A 13,679-nucleotide genomic window follows, 5' to 3' on the forward strand; every position below is an offset into this window, starting at 1 on the left:
GTTGCAATTGGTGACAGAACTGGATGTCTCGGACTATATCATCGCCCCCGATCCCGGCGCGGCCCGTTTGACGCGTGCGGTTGAAGGCGTGGACCAGAATGGCGAAGTCAGCCAGATTTCGGTGGTCGAGGAACGCCCGCTGACGATTTTCCTCAATTCCCAGGAAATCGTGACCGCAATGACCATTGGCGACTATCCCGAGTATCTGGCGCTGGGTTTCCTGCGCAATCAGGGGATGTTGCTGGCTGATGATGAAATCACACGGGTCGACTATGATGATGACCTCGAAACCGTGGTTGTGCGGACGGCCCGCGAAACCTCCTATGAGGACAAGCTGAAGAAAAAGACCCGCACCAGTGGCTGTGCCGTGGGCACGGTCTTTGGAGACATGATGGAGGGGTTGGAGGACGTGCGCCTGCCGCAAGTGTCGGTCCGGACCTCGTGGCTCTACGATCTGGCTGCCAAGATCAATCGTACGCCTTCTTTGTACCTTGAGGCCGGTGCGATCCATGGCACGGTTCTCTGCCGTGAAAACCGGCCGCTTGTGTATATGGAGGATGTGGGTCGCCACAACGCCGTCGACAAAATCTCCGGCTGGATGCTGTCCGAGAACGAGACGGCGGAGGACAAGATCCTCTACACCACGGGGCGTTTGACCTCGGAAATGGTGATCAAAACGGCGATGATGGGCATTCCGGTTCTGGCGTCCCGGTCCGGTTTCACCGCCTGGGGTGTGGAGATCGCCCGCGAGGTCGGCCTGACCCTGATCGGTCGCATGCGCGGGCAGCGCTTTGTGTGCCTGTCCGGCGAGGATCGCCTGCTGCGCGACGTGGACCCGGCAAGCGTGGCGGTCGAGGACAAGAAACATCGCAGGAAGAGTGCGGGATGAGTGCGGTCTTGTTCATGATTCCATTTCTTCTCGTGATTCCGATAGGATGGGTTATGATAAGATCGTTTCTGCATTTCGAACGCAGCAAGAAAACCATCGTGGAAGGGCTTGAAGCTCTTGGTCCCGATAAGCTGAATCTCCTCGGCTTGAAAGCGGGGCCATATGTCAGCATTTGGGAGACTCTGCCATTTCTGGGTTCGGACTGGAAAGCAGATGGGCTGCGCCTTCGAGACCAGATGCAAACTTTTCAGCGTGTTGCGATCCGCGGCTTGCCTTTGCCCGAAGAGTTAGACACTTCCGTTCGAAAGGCTGCGAGGTTCTATCGGCGCTGCTTCTGGATAGTGGGGTTGCCGGGTTTGTCGTTGATCTATCTTGCTGGTTCAGCGAAGATCGGTGCGTGGCTCGGAACTGCCACATCTTCGCCATCGATTTTTTGGCTTGTTGCGATGCTAGCCATAATTGGCAGTGGCTATGTTTTGCCGCTCGAAAAATTCCAAAAATGGCCGGAGGTCGAAGACCAAACATGACCAAACCCCTCGGAGTGATCCTCGCAGGTGGCCTTGCGACCCGGATGGGCGGCGGCGACAAAGGGCTTTTGCAGATCGGGGGGCAGAGCTTGTTGTCTCATGTCATCGACCGCCTCGGCCCGCAGGTGGATGGCCTTGCGTTGAACGCCAACGGAGACGCAGCGCGGTTTGCGGAATTGAATCTTCCCGTTCTGCCGGACTCGATAGAGGGGTTTGCAGGCCCTTTGGCCGGGGTTCTGGCCGGGCTGGATTGGGCGGCAGAGAAGGGGGCTGACAGTATCGTCACCGCCGCTGCAGACACGCCGTTCTTCCCGCGTGATTTGGTGGCGCGGCTGACCGAGGCGGCTCAGGGTCAAACGCACCCGCTCGTCCTTGCCACGACGCCCCGCACCGGAGATGAGGCCTTGAAGTCAGGCGGCAAGAAGGTCAACCGGCACCCGACATTCGGCCTCTGGCCCGTGGCGCTGCGTGACGATCTGCGCGCCGCTTTGAACGACGGGCTACGCAAGGTTGTTCTGTGGACCGACAAGCATGACGGGCGTGAGGCGCTTTTCCCCGCAGGCCCGTTTGACCCGTTCTTCAATGTCAACACACCGGACGACCTCGCGCGCGCCGAAAAACTGTTGGAGCAGACATGAGGATTTACGGCGTCACCGGCTGGAAGAACGCTGGCAAAACCGGGTTGATGGAGCGGCTGGTGGCCGAGATCACCGGCCGCGGCTACACCGTCTCGACCGTCAAACACGCGCATCATTCCTTTGACGTCGATCAGCCGGGTCGCGACAGCCATCGCCACAGAATGGCAGGCGCGAGCGAAGTTCTTCTGGCCTCGGGCCAACGCGTTGCCCTGATGCAGGAATTGCGCGGCGCGGAGGAGCCTACACTGGCCTCTCTGCTCGCCCGCCTCTCTCCCGTCGATCTGGTGCTGATCGAGGGCTATAAACGCGAACGCCACCCCAAAGTCGAGGCCTTCCGCGCCGAACCGGGTAATAACCTGATCGCCCCGTCGGATGGCACGATCCGCGCTGTGGCCAGTGATACGCTGCTGGAATTGGACCGGCCTGTGTTCGATCTGAACGACACGGCGGCGATTGCGGATTTCATCCTCTCCGAGGTCGGTTTGTGAGCCTTTTCGACAGCTTTGTGATGGTCGATTGGTCCGGAGGCAACGACACTGGACCGCGCCCTCGCAAAGATGCCATCTGGGCCTGCGTGGTGCGCGACGGCGCAGTGCAGGCGCTGGACTATCTACGCAATCGGGTGGTCGCCGAGGAGTGGCTGTACAGTCTGATCGACACTGAACTGTCTGCAGGTCGCCGCCTGATGCTGGGCTTTGATTTCCCTTTCGGCTATCCCGCAGGCTTTGCCAAGGCAATCACCGGAACACATGATCCGCTTGCCCTGTGGGACTGGTTCGAAGATCGGATTGAGGACTCTCCGAGCTCCAACAACCGCTTTGACCTCGCGGGGGAGATCAATTCGGGCTTTGGCGGTAAAGGCCCGTTCTGGATGAATGGCCTGCGGCGCGACATCGCTGGCCTGCCGCGTACGAAACAGGACTATCACAACCCGTTTCCGGATCGACGAAAAGTCGAGCATTTGGCCAAGGGTACCTTTACCTGCTGGCAAATGGCCGGGGCAGGGGCCGTCGGTGGGCAAGTCATGATGGGCTTGCCCGTGTCGAACCGGCTACGCCGCACCTTCGCGGACAAGATCGCCGTTTGGCCCTTTCAGCCACTGGATAAACCGGTGGCGTTTGTCGAGATCTGGCCCTCGCTCAACCTTGGTGCGGCTCCGCCGGATCGGATCAAGGATGCGTGGCAGGTCGAACAGGTTGCCTTGACTCTGTCGCGGATGACGGATCAGGAATTGGACAGACAATTGAACGTTTCAGCCTCAGAGGAGGGGTGGATCTTGGGTGTAGCGCAGGACAAACCGAACATATCGCCTCCGCCATTGCGAAACGATTGTTTTGCCTTACCCGCCGGGGTGAATTGGACGCCCGTGGATGACGCGCTTGGGTTGCTGCGGGATCGGTTGCGCCCCGTCACAGGGGCCGAGGTGGTGCCGCTTGCGCAGGCAATGGGTCGCGTTCTGGCCGAGGACGTGGTGGCGCAGCGCTCGAACCCGCCGCAGCCCAACACGGCTGTGGACGGTTATGGGTTCGCAGGCCCAGTCGCCGAGGGCGCGCAGGTGATGCCGCTGACCGAAGGGCGTGCAGCGGCGGGTATTCCGTTCGACGGCACGGTTCCCTCAGGCCACGCGTTGCGCATCCTGACCGGCGCGGCTCTGCCAGAAGGCGTGGACACGGTCATCCTGGAAGAGGACGTGACGGTTCAGGACGGTCACATTGCCTTTCACGGCCCGTTGAAACAGGGCGCAAACACGCGCTGCGCGGGTGAGGATGTTTCAGCAGGAGAGGTGGTCCTGACAGCCGGTCGCAAGCTGACACCGGCCGATATGGCGCTTTTGTCAGCGGTCGGTGTTTCCGAGGTGGCCGTGCGCAAACCTCTGCGCGTGGCCGTTCTGTCCACCGGGGATGAACTTGTCGAGCCCGGCGAGACAGCAGGTGTCGGGCAGATATATGACGCGAACAGGCCCATGCTGCTGTCTTTGATCGACCGCATGGGATTTGTGCCGGTCGATCTGGGACGTGTCGCCGACGACCGCGAAATCCTGCGGGCGAGGTTGGATGAGGCCGCAACACAGGCCGATGTGATCCTGACCAGCGGCGGCGCTTCGGCAGGGGATGAGGACCATGTTTCGGCCTTATTGCGCGAGGCGGGGGCGATGCAGGAATGGCGGATTGCCCTCAAACCCGGTCGCCCTCTGGCGTTGGGCATGTGGTCGGGCACACCGGTCTTTGGCCTACCCGGCAACCCGGTGGCCGCCAAGGTCTGTACCTTGATCTTCGCCCGCCCTGCCCTGTGCCAGATGTCGGGGCAGGGGTGGGAGGAACCACAGGGCTTCGAAGTGCCCGCCGGTTTTGAGAAACGCAAGAAACCCGGTCGCCGCGAATATCTGCGCGCGCGTATTCGCGAGGGGCGGGTCGAGGTTTTCCACTCGGAAGGCTCTGGCCGGATCAGCGGGCTAAGCTGGGCCGAGGGGCTGGTTGAGATCGAAGACGGCGCGCGCCACGTCCAGCCGGGCGATCTGGTGCGCTTTATCCCTTACGGCAGTTTTGGGCTGTGACGGTCACGGTTTCCAAAGGCTTTAAAGAGGCTGAAAGACCCCAAGCCGCAGCCCTGTTCTGGCAGGCCTTTGCGGCCAAGTTGCACAAGGTGATGGGACCGGATGGAAAAGGGTTGGCCTTCTTTGGAACGGCCCTCGACCCGGAATTCGCGCTGGTTGCTCGTGATGCTGAAGGCCGGATGCTGGGCCTAGCGGGTTTTAAGACCAACAAAGGCGGCTTGGCGGGAGGCAGTCTGTCGGACCTTGCATGCGTCTATGGCTGGTTCGGGGCGCTCTGGCGCGGCGTGGTTCTGAGCGTGTTAGAGCGCGATCTGCAGCCCGGTGTGTTCCAGATGGACGGCATCTTTGTCGCGGCCGAGGCCCGCGGGCAAGGCATAGGCACAACACTGCTCTCTGCCATCAAGGCCGAGGCTCAGCGCCGTGGTATGGTCGAGGTGCAGTTGGATGTGATCGACACCAATCTACGGGCAAAGGCCCTGTACGAACGCGAAGGGTTCAAACCTGTGGGTGTCGAGAAGACGGGTCCATTTCGGCACCTGTTCGGCTTCAGCCGCGCCACCAAGATGAGCTGGCCTGTACCTGCCGCCTAGTCGAAGGTGCCAGCCACGCGCCCCAACAACATGAAGGCCCGCGCGGTTCTTGTATCACCAAGGGCGGTCAGCTCCGCGTCACTGGCATTGGCTTCGAATTCGACGATCATGTTGTCGAAGCGGCGCAGGAAGTGATGTGCTGCATCCCGGAAAATCGGGTCCTGTTTCATCCGCGCCGCCGTCAACGCCAGCGACGAACGGTCCCGAATCCCCCCCAAAGCCGCGACCGAGCGTCCACGTGCGCCCTGCGCAAACTGACGCCAGACCTCGGGCCGCGCCATATCGGGTCGCAGGTCATCCATATAGATGCCCTCCTGGCTGAGCAGGGTCAGAACATCCTGCGAGGCCTGCACCAGTTTGGAGGCTTTTCGATCCTTCAACGCCATCCGAAGCGCGGTGAAGCCCTCGGTGTCTTTCTCGGTCTCCGGGAAGTTCAGCGCGCGGATGAAGGTATCGGTGGTCAGCGGCGGTGTGATCTCTTCAGCGGTGGTGCCCAGCGCCAGCGAGGTCTGTCCTCCTTGCGCAGGTGGGTCGACCTGCAAGGGTTCACGCCGCTTGCTGGAGAAGGTGGCAAGCGCGTCCTCGGCCTTTTTCGTCACAGCGGCGATTTCGTCCAGCTTCTTGGACACCGTCGGCTCATACGAGCTGGCGGCGCGCTGTTGCTGAACGACATAGGCCTGACGGATCGCATCAATCGCGGTTTGCAACCGTGCGCTTTCCTCGCGCATGACGCGGCTGGCACGCATCGCCGTTGCGGCAACCCAAATCATCGCTACCGGCAAGAAAACCGCCAATAGGGTCACAATGAACCCGCCACCCTGTGTCTGGTCGGGCAGCACAAGGAATACGACCGAGACCACCAGCCAGATGACACTTAGCACCCCGGCCGCAATCTCGATCGAGGTCACAGACGGGCGCTGAGGACGATCATAGATGCCCAGCGAGGTTGGCCGTTCGCTTTCCTGGTCAGGTTGTGGCCCCGACATGACAGACCCTCCGGGTCAGGCGAATTCGATGTTGAGAACTTCGTAAGAGCGGACACCGCCGGGGGTGCGAACCTCGACACTGTCGCCTTCGTCCTTACCAATCAGGGCGCGGGCCATGGGCGATTTGATGTTCAGCAGGCCTTTTTCGATATTGGCCTCGTACTCACCAACGATCTGCCAGGTCTTTTCCTCATCGGTGTCTTCATCGACCAGCGTAACCTTGGCGCCGAACTTGATCGCGCCCGACAGTTTGGCTGGATCAATCACGTCGGCCAGAGACAGGATGCCCTCAAGCTCTTTGATGCGGCCTTCGATGAAACCCTGCTTTTCACGGGCCGAGTGGTATTCGGCGTTTTCCTTCAAATCACCCAGTTCGCGGGCCGAAGCGATGGCTTCGATGATCGCCGGGCGCTCGACGGATTTGAGGTTTTTCAGCTCCGCCTCGAGCGCGGCATTGCCCGCAGGCGTCATTGGAATCTTTTCCATAATCTTGTTGTCCACGCATAAATTGAGCCGCCCCGCCGCGGGTAAAGCGTCGGGGCGAATGATGGGTCGTTCAGTACCTGACCCAAATGGAGCGTGAAATGCAAGAGGCCAAGAGGACGTCACACGTCGATTTGCGACTTAACGCCGTTTCGCTGAGGCGGTTCACGCCTGTGGCGGTGATCCGGGGGTTTGTCTCTGCGCCACCGCTGTGACGGGGTGCAGAGCCACAACATCTCAATCATATTGCACCACCTCGAACTCGATCCCGTTGTCATCGTCGAAATAGAACCTCTTACCCGGCTCATAATCGGCGTGGTTATGCGGTGTGAAACCTGCCGCGCGCACCTTGGCCTCGGTCGCTTCGATATCCTCGACCAGAACGCCCACGTGGTTCAGGCCGCCGACCACGTCATAGCTGCTTTCGTTTGATGGCTCGGGGTGTTCGGGGCGGTAGAGGGCAAGATAGGTGTGTTTTGTGCCGACATGCACCGTATAGCCGCCCGCCATCGCGGCGCCTTCCCAGCGGATATCCCATCCAAACACTTTGTGCATCCACGCGGCCGAGGCTTTGGGATCGCTGACGGTGAAGTTGGTGTGTTCAAGCGTGGCCATCATGGCAGGTCCTTTCCTCTTTCAGGCTTGTCACGACTCAGCGTAATTTCTAAACCTAGCTTTAGGTCAAGGTATTTCTTGCGAGGGTGAAATGGCAGCTTCCGAAGGTCTGGCAATTGGCGCTTTGGCACGGCGTACCGGGTTGGCGGTGTCGGCGATCCGGTACTATGAGGCGCAGGGGTTGATCTCGCCCTGGCGTAACGCAGGCGGGCAGCGGCGGTATCAGCGGGCCGATATCAGGCGGTTGAGCTTTGTGATGATCGCCCAGCAATTCGGCCTGACCCTGCCCGAGATCCGTGAGGTGCTATCGGGACTGCCCGGCAACCGAACCCCTACGCCGCAGGATTGGAAAGACATCAGCGTCACGCTGCGCGCTCATCTGGATCAGCGAATCAATACCCTGACGCGATTGCGCGACAATCTGGACGGCTGCATCGGCTGCGGGTGCCTCAGCCTGCCGAAATGCGCCCTTTACAACCCCGATGACCGCGCCAAATCACATGGTAGCGGTCCCAGATACCTTATGGGCGACTCGCCAAACACGTGAAGTGTCGAATAGCGGCATTGTTACGCCGTGTTTCGATTGACCTGAGTCTTTCTCACCATGTAATCAGCCGAGAAACAAAATTGCGCCGACCGCATGAGAAAAGCGCCAATTCGGAAAGTTAGCTAAGGAGCCCGCGATGGCCGAGATTGAACGCGAAGCGATGGAATACGATGTGGTGATCGTGGGCGCAGGCCCCGCGGGCCTGTCGGCGGCCATCCGTCTGAAACAGCTGGATGCCGACCTGAATGTCGTGGTTCTGGAAAAGGGCTCGGAAGTGGGCGCGCATATCCTGTCGGGCGCGGTGCTTGATCCCTGCGGTTTGGACGCTCTGATCCCGGATTGGAAAGAAAAAGGCGCACCGCTGAACACACCGGTGAACGAAGACAACTTCTACATGCTGGGTGAGGCCGGAAAGCTGCGTATCCCCAACGCGCCCATGCCGCCGCTGATGAACAACCACGGCAACTACATCGTCTCGATGGGCAATGTCTGCCGCTGGATGGCCGAGCAGGCCGAGGAGCTGGGCGTGGAAATCTTCCCCGGCATGGCCTGTTCCGAGCTAGTCTACGGCGAAAATGGCGAAGTCAAAGGCGTGGTCGCTGGTGTCTTTGGTCTGGAGGCAGACGGCTCCTACGGTCCCGGCACCGAACCGGGCATGGAATTGCACGGCAAGTACGTCTTCCTGTCGGAAGGCGTGCGCGGCTCGCTGTCCAAGGAAGTCATCGCCAAATACGATCTGTCTGCTGGCAAAGAGCCGCAGAAATACGGCGTTGGCATGAAAGAGATTTGGGAGATCGACCCGGCCAAGCACAAAGAGGGCTCGGTCACGCACACCATGGGCTGGCCTCTGGGCAGCAACGCAGGTGGTGGCTCGTTCATCTATCACCTGGAAAACAACCAGGTCTATGTCGGTTTCGTGGTTCACCTGAACTACAAGAACCCGCACCTGTATCCCTACATGGAATTCCAGCGCTTCAAGCATCACCCGATGGTGGCCGAGCTGCTGAAAGGCGGCAAGCGCGTGGCTTACGGCGCCCGCGCGATCACCGAGGGTGGCTATCAGTCGATGCCGAAGCTGGTCGCTCCGGGCGTGGCGCTGCTGGGCTGCTCGGCCGGTATGGTCAACGTGCCGCGCATTAAGGGCAACCACAACGCGATGCTGTCGGGCAAAGCCGCAGCCGAGGCCGCCTTTGATGCCATCAAGGCTGACCGTTCCGGTGATGAGCTGACGGCCTATGAAACCGACGTGCGCGAAGGGGCCATTGGTCAGGACCTCAAGAAAGTGCGCAACGTCAAGCCGATGTGGTCGAAATGGGGCCTCATACCCTCGCTGGCGCTGGGTGGTCTGGACATGTGGACCAACACGCTGGGCTTTTCGCTGTTCGGCACGATGGGGCACGGCAAGAACGACGCCGAGTCGACCGAAGAGGCCAGCAAGCACAAGCCGATCGACTATCCCAAGCCCGACGGCACGCTGTCCTTTGACCGTCTGACCAACGTATCCTTCGCGATGACCAACCACGAAGAAAGCCAGCCCTGCCACCTGAAGCTGGGCGACCCATCGATCCCGGTTGCCGTCAACCTGCCCAAATTCGCCGAACCCGCGCAGCGCTATTGCCCGGCTGGCGTCTATGAGATGGTCGAGGATGACGACGGCCCGCGGTTCGTGATCAACTTCCAGAACTGCGTCCATTGCAAGACCTGCGATATCAAGGACCCCAGCCAGAACATCACCTGGACCACTCCGCAGGGTGGCGACGGCCCGAACTATCCAAACATGTAACTGAAAACTCCGGCACTGGCGGCGCGACCCTGCCGCCATCCCGCCCTTGTTCCATGCCACCGGTCCCGCCGGTGGCATTTTTTGTCGTTGGGAAGAAAGTCTGTGTCGCAAACGGTGATGTGTGGGTAGAGTGATCGCTCTACCACCGAGATATGACTGAGACACAGCAGAAAATCGCAGAAAACCTAGACCGGCAGTTTTCAGAGATGGGATTTGCCACCCAAGGTGTAGAAGCCTTGCGAGAGGGCGCTAATGTTTCCCTGCGCACGCTCTACAAGTATTTTCCCAGCCGCGAAGCGATGGTCATCGGCGCGTTGGATCACCGCGATGCCGCCTATTCCGATTGGATCGGCACCGATCAACTCCAGGGGGCGGATCACGTGTTGCACGTTCTGACCCGCCTGGCGGACTGGCTGCGCGAGGTTTCAAACACCGGATGCCTGTTCCGCAATGCGCTGGCGGCCTACCCCGAAAGTGATGCGATCCGCGATGCCGTCACTACGCACAAACAGCATGTCCGCGACATGTTCCGCGCGCGGTTGACCCACGTGGCCCCCGATTGCGATGTCGAGGCTTTGGCCGAGGCTCTGCTCATCCTGCACGAAGGCCTGACCGAAAGCGCACGTTTAATGGGGGCTGAGGTCGCAACCGCGGCCACAATGCGTTGCGCCCGCGCGTTGCTGGCCGATGCCGATATTCACTAGGCCGGGCCTCCGGCGAACGACAAAAGAGACTGATATGAAGATCAAGGAAATCCACATCTACGCCCATGATCTGCCGGTCAAAAACGGCCCCTACACCATGGCCAATGCCGAGGTCTGGGCACTGGACACCACGTTGGTCAAGCTGGTGGCTGAGGAGGGCACGACCGGCTGGGGAGAGACCTGCCCGGTCGGTCCCACCTATGCCGAAGCGCATGCAGAGGGCGCGCGGGCGGCCTTGAAGGCGATGGCAAAAGGTCTGATCGGCGCGGATCTGTGGCCTGTGGCCCTGCACCACCGGATGAACGGGCTGCTCAATGGGCACAACTATGCCAAGGCCGCCATCGACATCGCGGCCCATGACCTGATTGGCAAGAAGCTGGGCGTGAATGTCGCCGACCTGCTGGGCGGCGCGCAGACCGATCGCGTGCCGTCCTACTACGCGACGGGTGTGGGCGCGCCGGACGATATCGCGCGCCTTGCCAAAGAGAAGCTGGCCGAGGGCTACCCTCGCCTGCAAATCAAAGTGGGTGGCCGTCCTGTCGAGATTGATATCGAAACCATCCGCAGAGTCTGGGAGGTTGTCGGCGGAACAGGCATGCGCCTTGCGGTCGATGGCAATCGCGGGTGGACCACGCGCGATGCGCTGCGCGTCAGCCGCGAATGCCCGGATGTGCCCTTCATCATGGAACAGCCCTGCAACACCTATCAGGACCTGGAAAAGATCCGCCCTCAGGTGACCCATGGCATCTACATGGATGAAAACAGCGTCGACCTGAACACCGCGATCTCGGCCGCCGGGACGGGGCTTGTGGATGGGTTTGGCATGAAAGTCACCCGGATCGGCGGCCTTCAGAACATGCGCACATTCCGCGACATCTGCGAGGCGCGCAACTTGCCGCATACCTGCGATGACAGCTGGGGTGGGGACATCATCGCCGCCGCCTGCACGCAGATCGCATCCACCGTGCGTCCGACGCTGATGGAAGGCGCGTGGCTCGCCGCCCCTTACATCGAAGGCAACTACGATCCCGAAAACGGCATCACAATCCAAGGCGGCCACATTCAGCGCCCGACCGGGCCGGGTTTGGGCGTCACCCCCGACGAAACGCTGTTCGGCGCGCCAGTCGCCTCATACTAAGGAGACACCATGATCCCCGAAACCATGCATGCGGTCCAACTGACCGGCCATGGCGGTATCGAGATGCTGCACTACCGCTCGGACGTGCCTGTCCCGCAGCCGGGGCGCGGAGAAGTTCTGATCCAGGCCGCTGCCGCGGGTGTGAACAACACCGACATCAACACGCGGATCGGCTGGTACTCCAAGGCTGTCACCGAAGACACCAATACCGGCGGTGCCTCGGGTTTTGAGACCGTGGACGATGACGACGCCAGTTGGTCGGGTACGCCCTTGACCTTCCCCCGCATTCAGGGCGCGGATGTCTGTGGCTATGTTGCTGCCGTAGGCGATGAGGTCGACCCGGCACGCATTGGCGAGCGTGTGATCGTGCGCAACATGTTGCGGACCTATGTCGACTACCGTCCCTATGAATGCTGGACCATCGGCAGTGAATGCGATGGCGGTTTTGCGCAGTTCTGCATCGCACCTTCTCAGGAAACCCACGCGGTGAATTGCGACTGGGATGATGTGGAACTGGCCGCCATCCCCTGCGCCTATTCCACGGCTGAGGGCATGCTGCACCGCGCCAGCGTCGGGGCCGAGACCGTTCTGGTCACCGGTGCCTCGGGCGGTGTTGGTTCGGCTGCGGTGCAACTGGCGAAACGGCGCGGCGCGTATGTAATCGCTCTGTGCTCGCCCGCGAAGGCCGAGGCCGTTCTAGCTTTGGGTGCAGATCGCGTGCTGGACCGCAACGCCGATCTGGTTGCTGAACTGGGTGAAGGCTCGATCGACGTGGTGGTCGATCTGGTGGCCGGTCCGCAATGGCCCAGCCTGTTGGACGTGCTGCGCCGGGGTGGTCGCTATGCGACCGCCGGGGCCATTGCCGGGCCGATCTGTGAAATCGACGTGCGGACGCTCTACCTGAACGACCTCACCTTGTTTGGCTGCACCTTTCAGGAAGACATCGTGTTTGAAAACCTTGTGAAATACATCGAGGCCGGAGAAATCCGCCCCGTCGTTGCCAAGACCTATCCGCTGAGCGAGATCGCGACGGCGCAGGAAGAGTTTCTGACCAAAACACATACCGGCCAGTTTGTGCTGATCCCGCCGCAGGTGGCCTCATGAAAATCCGCAAGATCGAGCTTTTTGAACTGCACCTGCCCTATGCGGGCGGCTCTTACGAGCTGTCGGGCGGGCGCATTTACACCGGTTTTGACAGTGTCATCGTCTGTATCACCGCCGATGACGGGGCGGAGGGTTGGGGCGAATCCACGCCATTCGGCCCGAACTACATCGCCGCCCATGCACGGGGTGCCCGCGCCGGGGTCGAAGAAATCGCCCCCTATCTGATCGGTCGAGACCCGCGCGATGTGGACCGGATCAATGACGCGATGGATGAGGCGCTGTTGGGCCATAACCACGCGAAATCGGCCCTTGATCTGGCCTGTTGGGACCTGTTCGGCAAATCGGTTGGCCTGCCGGTCTATAAACTGCTGGGCGGAGCGACGGGCAATCGCCTGCCCGCGATCAGTTCGATCTACGCGGGTACGCCCGAGGATATGCGTGTCCGCGTCGCGGAACACCGCGCGATGGGCTATATGGGCCATTCGGTCAAGGTCGGTGCGGTGGATTCCGAAGGCGGCCCGGCGCTGGACGCCGAACGCATCGCGGCCTCATTGGCGGATCGGCAACCGGGCGAATATTTCATCGTTGATGCCAATGGTGGCCTGATCCCGGAAACCGCGCTGCGGATGCTCCGCGCCCTGCCGAGCGGGTTGGATTTCGTGCTGGAGGCCCCCTGTGCCACTTGGCGCGAGACGCTTTCCCTGCGCCAGCGCTGTGACGTGCCGATCATTCTGGACGAGTTGGCGCAAGAGGATGGCGATATCGCCAAGCTGGTGGCGCTGGATGTGGCCGATGGCATCGGGCTGAAGATCTCGAAAGCCGGGGGGCTGACCCATGCCCGCCGTCACCGCGACATCTGCCGTGCCGCAGGGCTGACGATCAGTGTGCAGGACACGGTGGGATCAACCCTGTCTGCCGCGTCGATCTTTCATATGGGTGCGACCGTGCCCGAACGGCTGCTGCGCTGCGTTCTGGACCCGCGCGACATGGTGACGATCCAGACTGGGGCGTTCAACGCTCCAATCGAAAACGGTGGCGTTCTGCCGCCCGATGCGCCGGGCTTCGGCGTGACAATGAACCGGGACCTGCTGGGGCAGGCCGACGCAATCTGGGAAGACTAG

The 13,679-nt window shown here is 61.1% G+C and carries 15 protein-coding genes; 12 read left to right on the forward strand and 3 right to left on the reverse strand.

Features of this window, described 5'->3' with window-relative positions; genetic code table 11:
• Position 1 precedes the first annotated feature (1 nt).
• The 6 genes from ACXAH8_RS13545 to ACXAH8_RS13570 are packed head-to-tail and all read left to right on the forward strand — an operon-like array spanning position 2 to position 5,198.
• Entirely contained in the window at positions 2-889 is an 888-nt protein-coding gene (locus tag ACXAH8_RS13545) for a formate dehydrogenase accessory sulfurtransferase FdhD (protein ID WP_475219464.1), read from the forward strand.
• Positions 886-1,416 carry a hypothetical protein gene (locus tag ACXAH8_RS13550; protein ID WP_475219214.1) on the forward strand — a complete coding sequence of 177 codons (531 nt, stop codon included), beginning with the start codon at positions 886-888 and terminating at the stop codon, positions 1,414-1,416. Before ACXAH8_RS13545 ends, ACXAH8_RS13550 begins: the two co-directional genes overlap by 4 nt.
• Positions 1,413-2,054, forward strand: coding sequence for a molybdenum cofactor guanylyltransferase MobA (gene mobA / locus ACXAH8_RS13555; RefSeq protein ID WP_475219217.1), 642 nt, complete (start codon positions 1,413-1,415; stop codon positions 2,052-2,054). Before ACXAH8_RS13550 ends, mobA begins: the two co-directional genes overlap by 4 nt.
• Positions 2,051-2,542: a molybdopterin-guanine dinucleotide biosynthesis protein B gene (mobB, locus tag ACXAH8_RS13560; RefSeq protein WP_475219220.1), complete on the forward strand. Its 492-nt coding sequence runs from the start codon at positions 2,051-2,053 to the stop codon at positions 2,540-2,542. The genes mobA and mobB overlap by 4 nt, the downstream gene beginning before the upstream one ends.
• 20 nt (positions 2,543-2,562) lie before the next feature.
• Positions 2,563-4,608, forward strand: a complete 2,046-nt coding sequence (locus tag ACXAH8_RS13565) for a molybdenum cofactor synthesis domain-containing protein (protein WP_475219466.1) — start codon at positions 2,563-2,565, stop codon at positions 4,606-4,608.
• Complete coding sequence (locus ACXAH8_RS13570; RefSeq protein ID WP_475219222.1) at positions 4,605-5,198, forward strand: GNAT family N-acetyltransferase; 594 nt, start codon at positions 4,605-4,607, stop codon at positions 5,196-5,198. Before ACXAH8_RS13565 ends, ACXAH8_RS13570 begins: the two co-directional genes overlap by 4 nt.
• Here the strand turns inward: ACXAH8_RS13570 and ACXAH8_RS13575 are convergent.
• The 3 genes from ACXAH8_RS13575 to ACXAH8_RS13585 all read right to left on the reverse strand — a co-directional run bounded on the left by ACXAH8_RS13575 (position 5,195) and on the right by ACXAH8_RS13585 (position 7,285).
• The gene (locus tag ACXAH8_RS13575; RefSeq protein ID WP_170678678.1) at positions 5,195-6,184 is read right to left on the reverse strand and encodes a hypothetical protein; all 990 of its coding nucleotides are present in this window, start codon (positions 6,182-6,184) and stop codon (positions 5,195-5,197) included. The two genes, ACXAH8_RS13570 and ACXAH8_RS13575, sit on opposite strands and share 4 nt — an antisense overlap.
• Before the next feature lie 15 nt (positions 6,185-6,199).
• Complete coding sequence (gene greA / locus ACXAH8_RS13580; RefSeq protein ID WP_170379061.1) at positions 6,200-6,670, reverse strand: transcription elongation factor GreA; 471 nt, start codon at positions 6,668-6,670, stop codon at positions 6,200-6,202.
• A gap of 234 nt (positions 6,671-6,904) precedes the next feature.
• Positions 6,905-7,285, reverse strand: coding sequence for a VOC family protein (locus ACXAH8_RS13585; RefSeq protein WP_170469094.1), 381 nt, complete (start codon positions 7,283-7,285; stop codon positions 6,905-6,907).
• Positions 7,286-7,373: 88 nt separating this feature from the next.
• Between ACXAH8_RS13585 and soxR the strand changes: the two genes are divergently transcribed.
• From soxR to ACXAH8_RS13615, 6 genes are all read left to right on the forward strand, one after another.
• Positions 7,374-7,829 carry a redox-sensitive transcriptional activator SoxR gene (soxR, locus tag ACXAH8_RS13590; protein ID WP_170379057.1) on the forward strand — a complete coding sequence of 152 codons (456 nt, stop codon included), beginning with the start codon at positions 7,374-7,376 and terminating at the stop codon, positions 7,827-7,829.
• Positions 7,830-7,965: 136 nt separating this feature from the next.
• Positions 7,966-9,612 (forward strand): electron transfer flavoprotein-ubiquinone oxidoreductase, encoded by a 1,647-nt coding sequence (locus ACXAH8_RS13595; RefSeq protein ID WP_475219225.1) that lies wholly within the window; start codon positions 7,966-7,968, stop codon positions 9,610-9,612.
• A gap of 152 nt (positions 9,613-9,764) precedes the next feature.
• On the forward strand, positions 9,765-10,316 hold the full coding sequence (locus ACXAH8_RS13600) for a TetR/AcrR family transcriptional regulator (RefSeq protein ID WP_475219228.1): 552 nt from the start codon (positions 9,765-9,767) through the stop codon (positions 10,314-10,316).
• A 34-nt stretch (positions 10,317-10,350) separates the two neighbouring features.
• Complete coding sequence (locus ACXAH8_RS13605) at positions 10,351-11,454, forward strand: mandelate racemase/muconate lactonizing enzyme family protein (protein ID WP_475219230.1); 1,104 nt, start codon at positions 10,351-10,353, stop codon at positions 11,452-11,454.
• A gap of 9 nt (positions 11,455-11,463) precedes the next feature.
• Positions 11,464-12,558, forward strand: a complete 1,095-nt coding sequence (locus tag ACXAH8_RS13610) for an alcohol dehydrogenase family protein (RefSeq protein WP_475219232.1) — start codon at positions 11,464-11,466, stop codon at positions 12,556-12,558.
• Positions 12,555-13,679, forward strand: a complete 1,125-nt coding sequence (locus tag ACXAH8_RS13615) for a mandelate racemase/muconate lactonizing enzyme family protein (RefSeq protein ID WP_475219234.1) — start codon at positions 12,555-12,557, stop codon at positions 13,677-13,679. The genes ACXAH8_RS13610 and ACXAH8_RS13615 overlap by 4 nt, the downstream gene beginning before the upstream one ends.

The organism is Ruegeria sp. ABV3_008 (assembly GCF_056161185.1).